The sequence below is a fragment of the Archangium sp. genome (assembly GCF_036277355.1).
Taxonomy (GTDB): domain Bacteria; phylum Myxococcota; class Myxococcia; order Myxococcales; family Myxococcaceae; genus Archangium.
Window position 1 is genome coordinate 91749 of record NZ_DASUNC010000101.1, and the last position, 15744, is coordinate 107492.

The 15744-nt window shown below is 71.5% G+C and carries 3 protein-coding genes; all 3 read left to right on the forward strand.

What is annotated here, in order from left to right; translation table 11 throughout:
* The 3 genes from VFZ09_RS26235 (at position 1) to VFZ09_RS26245 (ending at position 15627) form a co-directional block, all read left to right on the forward strand.
* Positions 1-12267 carry a tetratricopeptide repeat protein gene (locus VFZ09_RS26235; RefSeq protein ID WP_329730402.1) on the forward strand — a complete coding sequence of 4089 codons (12267 nt, stop codon included), beginning with the start codon at positions 1-3 and terminating at the stop codon, positions 12265-12267.
* A 154-nt stretch (positions 12268-12421) separates the two neighbouring features.
* Entirely contained in the window at positions 12422-14491 is a 2070-nt protein-coding gene (gene gltJ / locus VFZ09_RS26240; protein ID WP_329730403.1) for an adventurous gliding motility protein GltJ, read from the forward strand.
* A 224-nt stretch (positions 14492-14715) separates the two neighbouring features.
* Positions 14716-15627 carry a hypothetical protein gene (locus tag VFZ09_RS26245; RefSeq protein ID WP_329730404.1) on the forward strand — a complete coding sequence of 304 codons (912 nt, stop codon included), beginning with the start codon at positions 14716-14718 and terminating at the stop codon, positions 15625-15627.
* Positions 15628-15744 lie beyond the last annotated feature (117 nt).

Here is a 15744-nt window from a genome sequence, read left to right on the forward strand (position 1 = left end):
ATGGATCAGTCGAACCTCCGTCGACCCGCTGAGCGTGTCGCTTCCGACCGGCCTTTCGCCGAGGTCGAGGCTTCACTCGAGAAGGCTGGCCGCGTCGAGGACCTCATCCGTCTCTACGAGGGACGCGCGCGTGAGACGCCGAACGCGGAAGCGGTTCGGGTGCTCGTGCGCGCGGGACAGCTTGCCTACGAGCGGCTGCGCAACCCCGGCCGTTCCGAGGAGCTGCTGCGGCGCGCGCTGCTGATCGCCGAGGATCCGCGGCCCGTGCTGCGCGGGCTGAAGATCGTCTACGAGGCGCGCCAGGACATGGCCGGGCTCGTGGACGTGCTGGAGCGGCTCGGTGGCCTGAGCCAGGGCGACGAGGCCGCGTCCCTGTTCATGAAGGCGGCCAACCTCCACGAGCAGAAGCTGTTCCGGAGGGATCGCGCGGTGCTGTGCCTGCAGCGGGCGGCGCGCGCGAAGCCGGAGCGCGCCACCTTCAAGCGTGCCCGTCAGCTCCTGATGTCCGAGGAGCGCTTCCAGCCCGTCTTCGAGTCGCTGGAGCGGGAGCGGGCCGCGCTGGGTGGCGAGGGCATGGTGGAGGAGTACGCCGCCTTCGCCGAGCGGCTGGTGGAGGATCCCACCGAGCACGTGCTCGCCCAGCAGGCGCTGGCCGTCGTGCGGGAGCTGGAGCCGCAGAACGCCCGGGCGGAGAAGGCCACGCAGACGCTGCAGCGCTTCGAGCAGGCGTGGCGCGAGCGCGCGCGCATGCTGCGCGGCATGTCCCTGGAGGAGCGCGACCGCAAGAGCGCGGCGCGGCTGTCCCTGCTGGTGGCCAAGCTGCACGCCTGGTACGAGCCGGCCGCCACGGACAAGGTGAAGGAGGCGCTGGATCGCTGCTTCCTGCTGTGGCCCGGCATGCCCGAGGCCCTCAACCTCATCGAGCGCGTGGCCGAGCGCAACGGTGACTTCGGGCCAGCGCAGAGCTGGTTCGAGGCGATGGCGGGCGAGGCGCGCGAGCGCAACGCCCAGGTGGACCTGTGGCTGCGGCTGGGCACGCTGCGCCTCACCCGGCTCAACGACGCGGCCGGTGCGCTCGCCGCCTTCGAGAAGGCCACCAGCGTGGATCCGGCGCGCGCGGACGTGGCGAGCCTCGGTGCCGAGCTGCTGCTGGAGCAGGGCCGCGCGGCGGAGGCCCTCGCCATGCTGGAGCGCTACCTCGGCACGGTGAAGGAGCGCGTGACGCAGGTGGCCCTGCGGCTGCGGCTGGCGGACCTCTGCCTGCACCAGAAGAACGGGGACGCGGCGCGCGCGCACCTCGAGGCCGCGCTCAAGCTGGATCCGGCCAACGCGCTCGCGGCCTTCCAGCTGGCCCGCCTGCTGGCGGAGGACGAGAACTTCGAGGCGATGGAGCCGCTGCTGGACCTGGCGCTGCTCGCCCCGCGCCCGCGCGCCGAGCGCGTGGCCTTCTGCGAGGGACTCGCGCTCCTCTACGAGGAGGCGGACAACGCGCGCGGTGCCTTCGAGGTGCTCGCCCGGGCCCTGGCGCTGGAGCCCGGCCGTCCCATGTTGCTGGACTCCGTGATGGAGCACGCGGGCAAGGCCCACGCGGAGCCCGCCCTGGCGGTGGCGCTGCGCCGGGCGGCCGTGGTCGCGCCTCCCGAGTCGGCCCTCGTGCTCTGGCGGCACCTCGCGCAGCTGCTGCAGGGCACGCTGGCGGATCCCGCGGGCGCCGAGGCGGCCTGGCGGGAGGTGCTCGCGCGTGCGCCGGGTGACAGCGCCGCGCAGGAAGCGGTGAAGTCGCTCCGGGCCGCCGCCGCGCTCGCGGATGACCCGAAGGCGCGCCTGGAGGCGGAGATCTCCCGGCGCGAGGCCACCGGTGTGGCCCCGGTCGAGCTGGAGCCGATGGTGCGCGAGCTGGTGAAGCTCTCTCCGGACGATCCGGGCCCCGTGCGGCGCCTGCAGGCGGTGTGCGTGGCGCTGTCGAAGTTCGAGGAGGCCGCGGCGCTGGCCGGCAAGCTGGCGAAGCTGGCCGAGACGCAGGTGGAGCGCAGCGACTGGGCGGCGCGCCAGGCCCGGCTGTACGCCGAGCGCCTGAACCGGCCGCAGGACGCGGTGGGCATCTTCCTCCAGCTGCTCGCGGAGAACGTGGCCACGGGCGTGGTGCTGGGCGGGCTCGAGCGGCTCTCGGCGGCCGGCGTACGCACGGCGGAGATCTCCGAGGCGCTGGCGGGCCATTACGGCCGCACGGGCGACCACCAGCGCCAGGTGTCCGCGATGCTGCAGCAGCTCGAGGCCACGAAGGACGTGGCGCTGCGGCAGCGGCTGTCCGGGCAGATCGCCACCATCCAGGAGAAGCAGCTGGTCGATGGCCGGGCGGCCTTCGACCTGCGCGTGAAGGCCCTGCGCGAGGCGCCCGCGGACGAGGTGAACCGCGCCGAGGCGGCGCGTCTGGCGCATGACCTGTCCTCCCACGCCGAGCTGGTGCGCGTGCTGAGGGCGCTGGCCACCGAGGCGGAGGCGCCCGCGCTCACGGTGCAGCTGCTGTCCGAGGCGGCGACGCTGGCCGAGCAGTCCGGGGCGCTCCCGGAGGCCATCGGCTCGCTGGAGACGGCGCTGCAGCGGCAGCCCGAGTCGCCCGAGGTGCTCGGCCGGTTGATCAACCTGTACGGCAAGGCGGGGCGCGCGGCGGACGCGGATGCCCTGCTGCGCAAGCGGATCTCCACGGCCACGAAGGCGGAGAAGGTGGAGCTGCAGATGCAGCTCGTGGAGCTCAACGCCGGGCTGGGCCGGCCGCTCCAGGCCGCCGAGGCCCTCCAGGCCGCCATCCACTCCGGTGCGGACGAGGTGCGTCACCTGCCGCGTCTGGCCGAGCTGTACGAGAAGGCCGGCCGCAACCGGGAGCTGGGCGAGGTGCTCGCGCGGCAGATCGCGCTCGCGGAGGACGCGGGTGACCTGGACCGTGTGGCGCGCCTGACGCTCAAGCGCTCGCAGGTGCTGCAGGACTCGTCGGGCGACCGCACCGACGTGGTGCGCAGCTTCGCGGACATCCTCCGCCAGCGTCCCTCCGACGTGGACGCCCGTGCCGCGCTCGAGGGAATGCTCGGCTCCGGCAACGCCCGCGAGGAGGCCGCGCGCGCCCTCATTCCCGCCTACGAGGCCACCAAGGACCACCGCAAGCTGGTGGCCGCGCTGGACGTGCTCGCCGAGGTGGCGCGCGATGACGCCTCGCGCGTGCTGGTGCTCCGTCAGGCCGCGCAGGTGCACCTGACGCAGCTGCGCCAGCCGGAGCTGGCCTTCGCCTCGCTCGCCCGGGCCCTGCGCCTGGCGCCGGGGGACATGCCGCTGCGCGCCGCCGCTCGTCAGGCCGCCGAGGACGCGGACTCGCTGGACGCCTACGCGGAAATCATCATCGAGCTGACGGAGGAGGGGAGCGTCGGTCCCGCCCGGGCGGGGCTGCTGCGCGAGCTGGCCGAGGTCCAGGAGAAGAAGCTCGACGACCGTGACGCCGCGCTGAAGTCGCTCCGTGCGCTGCTGGCGCTGGAGCCGGGCAACCTCGACTGCCTGCGCTCGCTGCAGCGCCTGCACCGCGCGGGTGAGGAGTGGGCCGCGCTCGCCGAGGTGCTGGAGAAGCTCGCCGCCGCCGCGCCCGAGGTGGCCGAGCAGCTCGCGTACCTGCGCGAGGCCGCCCTGCTGCACGAGTCGAAGCTGAGCGACAAGGAGAGCGCCGCCGCCGCGTGGCGCGCCATCGCCGAGCGGGATCCGCTCCAGCGCGAGGCCGCCGTCGCCCTGGACCGGCTCTACGCGGAGCCAGGCCATGAGAAGGATCTGGCGTGGGCGCTCGGCCTGCGCAAGACGCAGGAGGGACAGAGCCCCCAGGGCCGCGAGGTCTCCTTCCGCCTCGCCGAGCTGAAGCGCACCCGGCTGGATGACCCCAACGGCGCGCTCCAGCTCTACCAGGGCATCCTCTCCGAGGACCCGGGCCACCCGGGTGCCCGCGCGGCGCTCGAGGAGTGGGTGAAGGCCGCCGTGCCGATGAGCGCGGGGGCGCTGGAGGTGTTGGACCCGGTGCTCGCGCGGCTGGGCGATCACCAGCGCCGCGTGGCCCTGCGCGAGGCGCGCATGGCCTCCGCCCTCAGCGCGGAGAAGGTGCAGCTCGCCGCGGACATCCGCCGCATCTACGAGCAGGACATGCAGCAGCCGTCGCTCGCCTTCATGGCGGCGGTGAAGGCCTTCTCCCAGGGCGTGGATCGCGAGGGCCAGCGGCCGGAGCTGGAGCGGCTCGCGCGCGAGACGGGCTCCTTCGAGATGCTCGCCGAGCTGTACGAAGAGGCCGGTCTGGACCTCCCCACGGGGGATCCCTCGGCACTCGGCCTGCTGCGCCGGTCCGCGGAGCTGCGCGAGCAACTCGGCCAGACGGAGGAGGCCGCCAGCGTCTGGAAGAAGATCCTCCAGGACGCGCCGCAGGATCGGCAGGCGCTCGAGGCCCTGTCGCGTCTGTACGAGCGGGGGCAGAACGCCAAGAGCCTCTCCGAGGTCTACGCCGCCCAGTCGGCGCTGGTGACGGACCCCGAGGCCCGGCGCGCCCTGCTGGTGAAGTCCGGCGAGGCCTACGCGGCCGCGGGTGATGACGCCAAGGCCATCGAGGCGTGGCGCTCGGCGCTGGCCATCCGCAGGGCGGCCGATGGGTTGCTCGCCCTGGACAAGCTGTTCGCCAAGACGCGGCGGTTCGCGGAGCAGGCGGACGTGTTGGATCTGCTCGCCGAGATGGCCACGGACGCCGAGTCCCGCCGGGGCTTCATCCTGCGCCGGGCGCAGTTGCTGGAGAAGGAGGGCAACCACGCCGAGGCGCTGACCGCGTACCGCGATCTGCTGGCGCTGACCCCGGGAGATCCGCAGTCCGTCGCGGGTCTGGAGCGCATGCTCCAGGTCGATGCGCAGCGCGTGGAGGCGGCGCGGCTGTTGGAGCCCGTCTACCGCGGGCTCAACGACACCCGGAAGCTGGTGGAGGTGTTGGAGACCCTCCTGCCCGTCACGTCGCCCGCGCGGAAGCTGGAGCGCATCCAGGAGATCGCCACCCTGCGCGAGGCGCTGGGCCAGACGTCGCTCGCCTTCGCCGCGCGCCTGCGCGCCTTCAACGAGGCCCCGCAGGGGGACGGCGTGCGCGATGACCTGGAGCGGCTCGCGGCCGACTCCGGCTCCTTCGAGGAGGTCGCGGCGGCGTACGAGGATCAGCTCGAGCGCGGGGCCACCGAGCCCCTGGCGGGCGACCTGTGGCGGCGGCTCGCGGGCATCTACGATGGCCGCCTGAAGCGTTACGACCTGGCGGTGCGCGCGCTGGAGGAGGTCAGCCGGCGCGACCCGCAGAACAAGCAGGTGCTGGAGTCCATCGCCCGCGTGCACCGTCGCACCGGTGCCAACCGCGAGCTGGCCCTGGCCATGCGCCGGCAGGTGGGGGCCGAGCCGTCCGTGCCCGCGCAGGTGAACCTGCTCTTCGAGCTGGCGCACCTCGCCGAGGAGACGCTGTCCGACAAGGCGCTCGCGGCGCAGACGTACCGGGACATCCTCGAGCGCCGGCCCGAGGACGCCAACGCGCTCAAGCTGCTGGGCCGCGTGCTGACGCAGATGGAGCGCTGGCCGGAGCTGGCGCAGCACATCGAGCGGGAGATCCAGCTCGCCGACGCGCGCAAGGCCCAGGAAGAGGGCAGCGAGCTGCGCGTGCGCCTGGGCCGCCTGAAGTTCAGCCGCCTGGATGATCCGCGCGGGGCGCTGGAGCTGTACCAGGACGTGCTCCGCCGCCGCGAGGGACACCCGGGCGCGGTGGGCGCGTTGGAGGAGATGGCGCGCTCGGAGAGCCCGCTGCGTGGCCAGGCGGCGCTGGCACTGGAGCCGGTGTTCGCGTCGGTGGGCGACCACCTCAAGCAGGTGCAGATGCTGGAGTCGCGCGTCTCCGCCGAGCCGGTGCCCCAGGAGCGCGCGGCGCTGCTGCGCCGCATCGCGGAGACGTACGCGGGCCCGCTGGACAACGCGGAGATGGCCTTCCTGTCCGCCACGCGTGCGCTGCGGGACGCGGCGGACGATGCGCGCACGCTGGAGCTGTGCCTCTCGCTGGTGGACAAGGCGGGAGCGGCCGAGGAGTTCGCGGCCGTCCTCTCGGAGATCGCCCCGAGGGCGGGTGACGCGGCCCGTGCCGAGCTGTACCGGGCGCTGGCCCGGCTGCAGGCGCGCCTGGGCGAGGACGACGAGGCGCTGGCCTCGTGGCGCAAGGTGCTGACGCTGCGGCCCACGGACACCGACGCGCTCGACAGCGTGGCGCGGCTCGTGGCCGACACGGGCACGCCGCAGGAGCTGCTGGAGGTGCTGCGCCGCCAGCTCGCGAGCGCCGAGGAGCCGGCCCGCCGGGCGTCGGTGCTGTTGCAGATCGCCGTGCTCCAGGAGGAGAAGCTACAGGACGGGCTGGGCGCACTGGCCACCCTGCGGCGCCTGCTGGACGTGAAGCAGGACGACGCCGCCGCGCTCACGCGGATGGACGCGCTGTGCCAGAAGCTGGAGCGCTGGCCGGAGATGGCGGACGTGCTGTCACGCCGCATCGCGCTCGTGACGCCCGAGGAGGGGCTGGAGCTGCGCTTCCGCCTGGCGGTGCTGCGCGAGACGAAGCTGCTGGACAAGGCGGGCGCGCTGGCGCTCTACGGCGAGGTGCTCTCGCTGCAGCCCAACCATGCCGGAGCGGTGGGGCGGCTGGAGGCGCTGGTGAACCGCGAGCCGCAGAACCTGCTCGCGGTGGAGACGTTGCTGCGCGCCTTCCGGGCGAGCGGGGACGTGGCGCGGCTCGCGTCCGTCATTGAGACGCGGGTGGGCGTGTCGCCGGACGCGTTCGAGCGCAAGTCGCTGTTGAGCGAGCTGGCCACGCTGCGTGAGAGCCAGGGCGAGCCGGAGCTCACCTTCCTGGCGCTCTTCCGCGCCTTCAAGGAGGACCCGAACGACGGCGAGCTGCGGACCCGGCTGGAGAGCGCCACGGACGCGGCCGGCTCGTACGACGAGCTGGTGGTGGCCTACGAGGAAGCGTTGCCGCGCGTGGCCGAGGCGAAGGACGCCTCGGACATGTGCCTCAAGCTGGGCCACCTGTTCGAGGCGCGCCTGCAGGAGCCCGAGCGCGCCGTCGTCTACTACGAGCGTGCGCGCACGCTGAACCCGGCGGCCCAGCAGAAGGCGCTGGCCGCGCTGGATCGGCTGTACGTGGCGCTGGAGGCCTGGCCGGAGCTGGCCAACGTGCTGGAGGCGCTGGCCTCGTCCGCGGAGGAGAAGGCGGACAAGGTTGGCTTCCTCTTCCGCCTGGGCCAGCTGATCCAGGAGAAGCTGGACGGCATGGATCGCGCGGCCTCCGCGTTCGAGCAGGTGCTGGCGCTGGAGCCGGGACACCTGGCCTCGGCGCGGCTGCTGGAGACCATCTACGACTCGGCCGGCGCGCACGACAAGCTGTACAACATCCTCGAGCTGCAGTCCGAGCGCGTCACCGGTCCGGAGCGTGAGCGGGTCCTCACGCGCATGGCGCAGGTGTCCGCCGAGGGCCTGGAGGACCTGGACCGCTCCATCGAGCTGTACCGCGAGCTGCTGGCGAAGAACCCCCGCAACGAGCAGGCGTTCACCGCGCTGGAGGCCCTGCTCGAGAAGTCCGGCCGGCACGAGGAGCTGCGCACGCTCCTGGCGGACCGCCTGTCGCAGACGTTGGATCCGCGCGAGGTGGTGCGGCTCAACGAGCGGCTGGGCCGGGTGCTGTACCGGCTGTTGAAGCAGCCCGAGGCGGCGGTGAGCTACCTCAAGGCCGCACTGGACCGCGACGCGCGGCACCGGGGCGTGCTGGACACGCTGCGCGAGCTGTACGAGGAGACGGGGCAGGCGGAGGAGCTGGTGGGCATCCTGCGGCGGCTCGTTCCGCTGCAGGAGTCGGCCGAGGGCGTGAAGGCGCTGCGCCTGCGGCTGGCCGAGGTGCTCTCGGGCATGGGCCGCCGCGAGGAGGCCCTGGACGCGGCCCGCCGCGCGCTGGAAGTGGAGCCTCACGCGGTGGCGGACCTGGAGCGCGTGCATGCGCTCTTCGTCTCGCTGCGTGCGTACAACGACGCGGTGCGCGCACTCGAGCTGAAGGTGCAGGTGCACCAGCAGGCCGAGGAGCGTGAGCAGGCGGTGGCCGCGTGGTTCGCGGTGGCGGACCTGTGGACGGGCGCGGGCAACAAGCCCGAGCTGGCCGGCGGCGCGCTGGAGAAGGTGCTGGAGCTCGACCCCGCCAACCCCACGGCGTACGCGCGCGTGTGCGAGCTGTACCGGACGCTGAATGACTGGCGTGCCTACGCGCAGGTGGTGGATCGCTACCTGCCGCACCTCGTCACCGAAGAGGAGAAGCTGGCCACCCTCAAGGAGCTGGCGAGGGTGCAGGAGCAGCGGCTCGGCCAGAAGGACGTGGCCTTCCTGGCGCTCTGCCGCGCGCTGCAGATCGACGCGTCGGACGACACGCTGCGCGAGGAGGTGGAGCGGCTCGCCGACGAGACGGGCTCGCACGAGGAGCTCGCCGCCGTCTACGAGGAGGTGGCGGATGCGCTGCCTCGTGGCCCGCTGGCCGAGCGCATGTACGCCACGCTGTCGCGCGTCCATGACCTGAAGCTGAACGATGCGCAGGCGGCCGAGGCGGCGCTGCGGAAGATCCTCGAGTTCGACCCGACGAACGCCACGGCGCTCGATGGGCTCGCGGGGATGTTCCAGCGGCGGGGCCGTGAGCGCGAGTACGTGGTCGCGCTGGAGCAGAAGCTCGAGGCCGCCGGCTCCATCGAGGCGCGCAAGGGCATCCTCCGGGAGATCGCCCGCGTCTTCGAGGAGCAGGGAGAGCCCGACGAGGCCGCGAGTGCGTTGCTGCGCTCGCTGGACCTGGAGCCGGACGCCGAGACGCTGGGCGTGCTCACCGAGCTGTACCGCCGCCAGAAGGCGTGGCGGGAGGTGGCCTCCACGCTGCTCCGGGCGCGGGACCTGGCGGCGACCGTGGAGGAGCGGGCCCGCATCCAGATCGAGGTGGCGGACGTCTACGAGCGCGACATCGGTGACGAGGAGGCGGCGGTGGCCGCCTTCCGTCAGGCGCTCGAGTTCGAGCCGTACAACCTCCAGGCGCTGGAGTCGATGGAGCGCCTGTACACGAAGCTGGATCAGCCGGCGGAGCTGCTCGGCATCTACGAGCGCATGCTCGAGGTGGTCAGCGACTACCGCGAGCGCGTGCGGGTGATGTTCCGCTGCGCGAGCATCTGGGAGGACAAGTACCAGAACCCGGCCAACGCGGACGCCTTCATCGAGGGCGTGCTGGCAATCGATCCGCAGAACCTGCAGGCCATCAAGACGCTCATCCGCCTGCGGCGCGTGCAGGCGCGGTGGGAGGATCTGGTCGTCGCCTACGAGCGGCAGCTGCAGCTGGCCACGTCCACGCAGGAGCAGGCCGAGCTGTACGTGGAGATCGGCAACGTCTACCACCAGCAGCTCAAGCAGGTGGACCGGGCGGTGAACACGTACCACCACGCGCTGGAGGTGGACCCCGGGTGCCGGCCCGCGCTGCACGCGCTCGGCAAGCTGTACGAGCGCAGCGGCAACTGGCCCTACGCCCTGGAGGTGCTGCAGCAGGAGGCGCAGCTGGCGGGCGCCGCGCCCGACGCGGTGGAGCTGTACTACCGCATGGGCAAGATGAACGAGGACATGCTGATGGACACGGGCAGCGCCCGGACGGCCTATCAGAATGCACTCTCCATCGACCCGGGCCACCTGCCCAGCATCCGCGCCCTCAAGGGCATCCAGGAGCAGGAGAAGGACTGGGGCGGCTACGAGCAGACGCTGCTCCAGGAGGCGCAGCAGACCGAGGACGCGGAGGCCAAGGCGCGCTCGCTGCTCGAGGTGGCGCGCTACAACGCCGAGACGAAGGGCGATCCGGAGACGGCCACGGCCTACTACGAGGAGACCCTCAAGTACGCCCCGGACAGCCTGGAGGCGGCGCGTCCCCTCGTGGATGTCTACAGCGCCCGTGAGGACTGGGTGTCCGCCGAGCGCATGCTCGACATCGTCGTGCGCAAGATGGCGGAGAAGGCCATCGCGGAGAAGGACCCCGCGGTCGCCGCGGAGCTGTGCCGGCAGCTGTACCGGCTGGGCTACGTGGCGGACAAGCTGGGCAACCGCGACAAGGCACTCGCCTCGTACAAGAAGGCGTACGACCTCGACGCCACCTACCTGCCGGTGCTCGAGGGCTACGGCCACATGCTCGTGCAGCATGCGAAGCGCTACGACGACGCGCTGCGCATCTTCCAGACCATCCTCATCCACCACCGGGAAGAGCTCACCGACATGGAGGTGGTGGAGGTCTACTGGCAGCTCGGCGATATCCACGCCAGGCTGAACCAGGCGGATCGCGCGCAGAACCACTTCGAGAAGGCGCTGGCCGTCGACCCCAGCCACGAGGCGTCCCTGCGTGCGCTGGTGGCCCTGATGGACCAGGGCGGCCGCTGGGAGCGGGCCGCCGAGCTCCGCCAGCAGCTCGCCCAGGTGCTGGAAGGGGAGGCGAAGGTCCGGGTCCTCCTGGAGCTGGGCCAGCTCGCGCGCGAGAAGCTGAAGGATCCGTACCAGGCCATCGACGCGTACACCGGCGCGCTCAAGATCATGCCGGAGTCGCTCGAGGTGCTGGACGCGCTCTACGTGCTGCTGCGTGAGACGCGCCAGGGCCAGAAGGCCGCGGACATGCTGGACCGGATGCTCCGGCTGCCCGCGCTCACCGCCGAGCCCAACAAGGCCAAGCGGGTGTGGTTCGCGCTCGGCGAGCTGCGCCGGGACGAGCTGCGCGACGTGGACGGCGCGGCCGTGGCCTTCAACACGGCGCTGGATCTGGACCACCGCTTCATCGAGGCCTTCAGCGCCCTCGAGGCGATGCTGGGCGGCGCGGGCAAGTGGAAGGCCCTGGAGGAGAACTACGCGAAGATGCTCGGGCGCATGCCGAAGACGCCCGATACGCACGGCGCGCGCATGGGGCTGTGGCGGGCGCTGGGTGACCTCTACCGCCAGGTGCTGAGGAACCAGGAGGGCGCGGTGGCGGCCTACGGCGTCGTCGCCAAGGGCCTGCCGGACGACGCGCAGGTGCAGGAGGTCTACGCCGAGCTGGCCGCGGCCTCTCCGGGCAAGGAGGACGAGGCCGTCGCCGCGCTCCGCCGCGCCCTGCCCAACACGAACGATCCGCGCAAGGTCGTCGCGCAGCTGGTGCGCCTGTCCGCGGTGCGCAAGGACTACGACGGTGCCTGGATGGCCGCGCAGGCGGCGGCGGGGCTGCTCGGCGAGGCGGGGGATGACGAGAAGGAGATCCTCACCAAGCTCGGGCCCTACGCGAAGCGCAAGGAGGCGGCCCAGCGGCCGCTGTCCGACCAGATGTGGCTGACGCACCTGCTGCACCCGAAGGCGCGGGGTCCGCTCACCGAGCTGATGGGGCTGCTCTTCGTGCAGGTGGGCCACCTGTACGCGGTGCCCCACCAGAACTACCAGATCGTCCCGAAGAAGCACCGGATCGACCTGGCGAGCGCGCAGGAGTACCACGTGCAGCACTACCGGTACGTGGCGCGCCTGTTCGGCCTGGACGCGGTGGAGCTGTACTCGCCGCACCTGGTGGTCCGCCGCGAGAACATGGCGAAGCGCTCCAACGAGCCGGCGCCGGATCCGCTCGTCAACGTGGAGGTGCTGCAGACGCACCCGGCCTGCGTGCGCGCGGGTGGGCGCTTCTTCGCGGAGCAGGGGCAGCGCGAGGCGTACTACCTGCTGGGGCGGACGCTCGCCCTGGTGCGTCCGGAGCTGGCCATGAGCCAGCGGCTGGTCCCGGAGCGGCTCGAGGCCGTGGTGCAGGCCGCGCTGAGCCTGGTGGTGCCCAACCTGCGCTTCACGGTGGACCCGCGGATGGTGGACGCCGAGCGCCGGGTGCTGGAGAAGGCCTTCAGCGAGCCGGCCCGCGCGGCCCTGGCCAAGGTGGCGCGTGTCTACCTGCCCACGGCCACGCCGGCGGATGTGCGCCAGTACCTCGAGGGCGCGGAGCTGACGGCCGCGCGCGCCGGCCTCTTCGCGGCGGGCGAGTGCGAGCCCGTCAAGCGCATGGTGATGGGGGAGACGGGTTCGGCCTTCCGGGTCTCCCCGAAGGCGAAGTTGAAGGAGCTGCTGCTGTTCGCCACGTCCGACGAGCTCCGCGAGCTGCGTGTCGCGGTAGGTACGGACGTGGAGGTGCAGGTAAGGAAGTAGAAGAGCGGCTCGAGAGTGCGTGAGACCCGAAGAGGGGTGTCACGCGTTGAAGAAGCAACCGGGCGGGCCAAAGCGGCATCCTTGACCCCCCCGGGTGCCACCTCTACGATTCCGGCGGATTTTCTGCCGTATTTTCTGAGAGTTGCGGGGAACGATGCGTTTCGTCTGCGATAGCTGCCGCGCGCAGTACATGATTAGCGACGACAAGGTTGGCGCCAAGGGCGTCAAGGTCCGTTGCAAGAAGTGCGGCTACAACATCGTGGTCCGCCCATCCGGCTCCGAGCCGGTCAAGGAGGAGGGGACGAGTGGTGAGGCCGCTGGCGGTGCGGCCGCGTCCCAGAACCAGCCGGCCAACGACGGCTTCGGGTTGCCCCCGACGCTGGGCACGCCTCCCGAGGGCGGCATCTTCAGTGGTGTCGAGGATGACGAGCTCGGAGCCGTGTTCGACCAGGTGCTCAACTCCGGGTCGCACCGGATTCCGGCGGGTGAGGCGTCGGGTCCGGCGCAGCTGGACTCGTCGGCCCTGTCGGACGCGGGCGAGACGGTGCGCAAGCTCGCGGAGGCCGAGGGGAACGCGAAGTCCGCGGCCTCGCACGAGTGGTTCGTCGCCATCGACGAGAAGCAGGTCGGCCCGCTGTCGATGGACAAGGTGAAGGACTACTGGGATCGGGGCGAGGTCGGTCCTGACAGCCTGTGCTGGCGCGCGGGCTTCAGCGACTGGATTCCGCTGTCCGAGGCCACGGAGCTGGCGTCGGTGCTGGCGCCGCGTCCGACGAAGCCGGTCATCGTGGAGCCCGCGCCGGTGGCGTCGTCCGCGCCGGTGGCGTCCGGTCCGGTCGAGTCCGCTTTCGCCAGTGGCCTGGCGAAGCCGGCGAAGTCCGACACGCCCGCGCCCGTTCCGACCGCGCAGGAGACGGGTTGGAAGCCCTCGGCCGCGAGCGTGCTCGCCTCGCTGGTGAAGGAGGAGAACGAGGCGCTGTCGAAGCCCGCGTCCAAGGCGGCGCCGGTGGAGGAGAAGAAGGGGAAGCCGGCGGCCTCGGGGCTGCTGGATGTGCCTCCGCCGGAGGCTGCTCCGGTGGCGGCGCAGAGCCCGCTGATGGCCGAGCCTCCCGCGCCCGCGCCGTACATGCAGCCCGCTCCGGCGCCGGCCTACGCGCAGCCGCCTCCGCAGGCGTACGCGCAGCCGATGGCCCAGCCGTATCCGCCCCAGCAGTACGCGCCTCCGGCCCAGCCGTACGCGCCGCCTCCGGGGTACCCTGGCTATCCGCAGGCCGCGCCCGCGCCGAAGCAGGGCGGGAAGATGGGGATGATCATCGGCGCGGCGGCGGCCGTGTTGCTGCTGGTTGGAGGGGGCGCCTTCTTCGCGACCCGTTCCTCCGAGCAGCCGCCCCCCGTGACGCCGCCCGCGGCGACGCAGCCGATGGCCCAGGCGCCGTCCAAGCCGGTGGAAGTGCCGCCCACGCCGCCTCCTCCGACGGCGGTGGCGCAGAACACCGCGACGCCCGCGGCGGGCACGGCCCAGCCGGCGGCGGCGGCGACCCAGCCGGCCACGGCGCCCGCGACCGCGCCCACGACTGCACCCGCGGTCGCCGCGGCGGGGACGCCTGGAACCACGCCCGCGGCGGCCACGACGACGCCTCCGCCCGCGACCGAGCCGGCGAAGACGGAGCCGCAGCAGGTGGCCCGTGCCGAGGTGCCGAGCAAGCGGACGCCGGCCACTTCGGCCAGCCGTCCCGCGCCGACGCGTACCGCGAGCAACGACGACGAGGAGCCCGTGCGGAGCAAGCCGCAGCCCGCCAAGAGCGGCGGGAGCGCGGATGACGAGTTCGATGAGCTCTTCGGCACGAAGAAGCCCAGCTCCAGCGCCAAGAGCGACACGGTGTCGGCGAACGGCCGTACGGCCTACATCCCGCCGGAGCCTGGCGGGGGTGGTGCGGCGCAGGAGAAGCTGGGGCAGTCGGACATCATGCAGGTGGTGCTGGCCAACAAGCCGGCCATCATCAAGTGCGTGAACGAGCAGAAGAAGAAGGATCCGGGCCTGAGCGGCAAGCTGGTGATGCGCTGGACGATCCAGACCAACGGCAAGACGAAGAACGTGTCCTGCCAGACGTCGGAGTTCCGCACCACCTACATGGCCACCTGCATCTCCGGGCTCATCAAGGGCTGGAGCTTCCCGAAGCACAAGGTGCAGGGCGATCCGATCGACTTTCCGTTCACGTTCTAAACATCCGAGAGGCGGACAGTCACGTTTGTGTCACTACAATCGTACGACTGTCCGCTTCAGTGGGTGTTGAATTCCCTTCTGGGGAATGCGTCGAAGGCCGTGTCGACATTCGTTGACACGTCTGGAGCGCCGGGACTAAAGCCGCGCGCTGCAGGACGGAGGGGGGCCTGAGTGAGTGGCCGGCGGCCCGCCTCGCGACGTATCCATTCAGGAGGAAGTCGAGAATGCAGCTTCGCAAGATGACGTTGATGCTCGCCACGCTGGGCGCGATGAGCATGGTGCTGACGGGTTGCCCGGACGGTGGCCGTGAGAGCCTCGATTGTACGGCGGACACGGACTGCATCGCGGATGAGATCTGTCACCCGACCGCCAAGGTGTGCGTGCAGACCTGTACCTCGGGCGCTGACTGCCCCGAGTCCTCGAAGACCTGCGACGTGGTCAGCTCCACGAACAGCACGAAGGTGTGCCAGTGCAGCACGGACGCGCTCTGCCAGCGTGACGAGCGCATCAGCGATGCTTCGGGTCTGAAGTGCTCGACCGTCTACAAGGTCTGCACGGGCGGTGGCACGACGCCGGCCTGCACCAAGGACACGGACTGTGGCTCGGGCCAGGTCTGCAACACGACCACGGGGACGTGCAGCGCTGCGCCCACCACCTGCTCGGGTGAGGGCAAGGCCACCTGCGCCTACGGTCAGTTCTGCAGCAGCAACACGTGCGCGGCGGTCCCCGCCCCCACGTGCGAGAACTACCAGAACTTCACCGCGAAGAACGAACTGGGCACCACGGGCCCCATCATCTTCAAGGCCGTGACGACGAGCGCTGCGGTGGACACGAACTGGTGCACCTCTGCGTCGACCCCCAAGCGCGTGAAGGTCACCGTGTCTGCCTATGCCAGCACTCCCTTCCCGCAGACCAAGGATGAGCTGAACGGCCTGTTCTATGTTCGGGTTGCCGGCACCAAGGTGGATGGTTCTGACACCATCAGCAGCTCGGCGGGCAATTACACAGTGACTGGGACCAACCGTGAGCGCGCGGACTTCATCATGAACTTCTGCGTTGCGGAGGCCAGCAATACGCTGTCCCTGGGTGTCTACTTCACTGGCGGCAACTTCTTCTGCTACCAGGCCAACTACTGACGCCCCACGCATGAGCGGTTGCGGATTGCTTGGCAGCCGCTGCGGTTTTCTTGGAACCCCACCCAGTGTGTTGCTGGGTGGGGTTCTGTTTTTTGGACGTGGTAGGTTTGTAGCTCA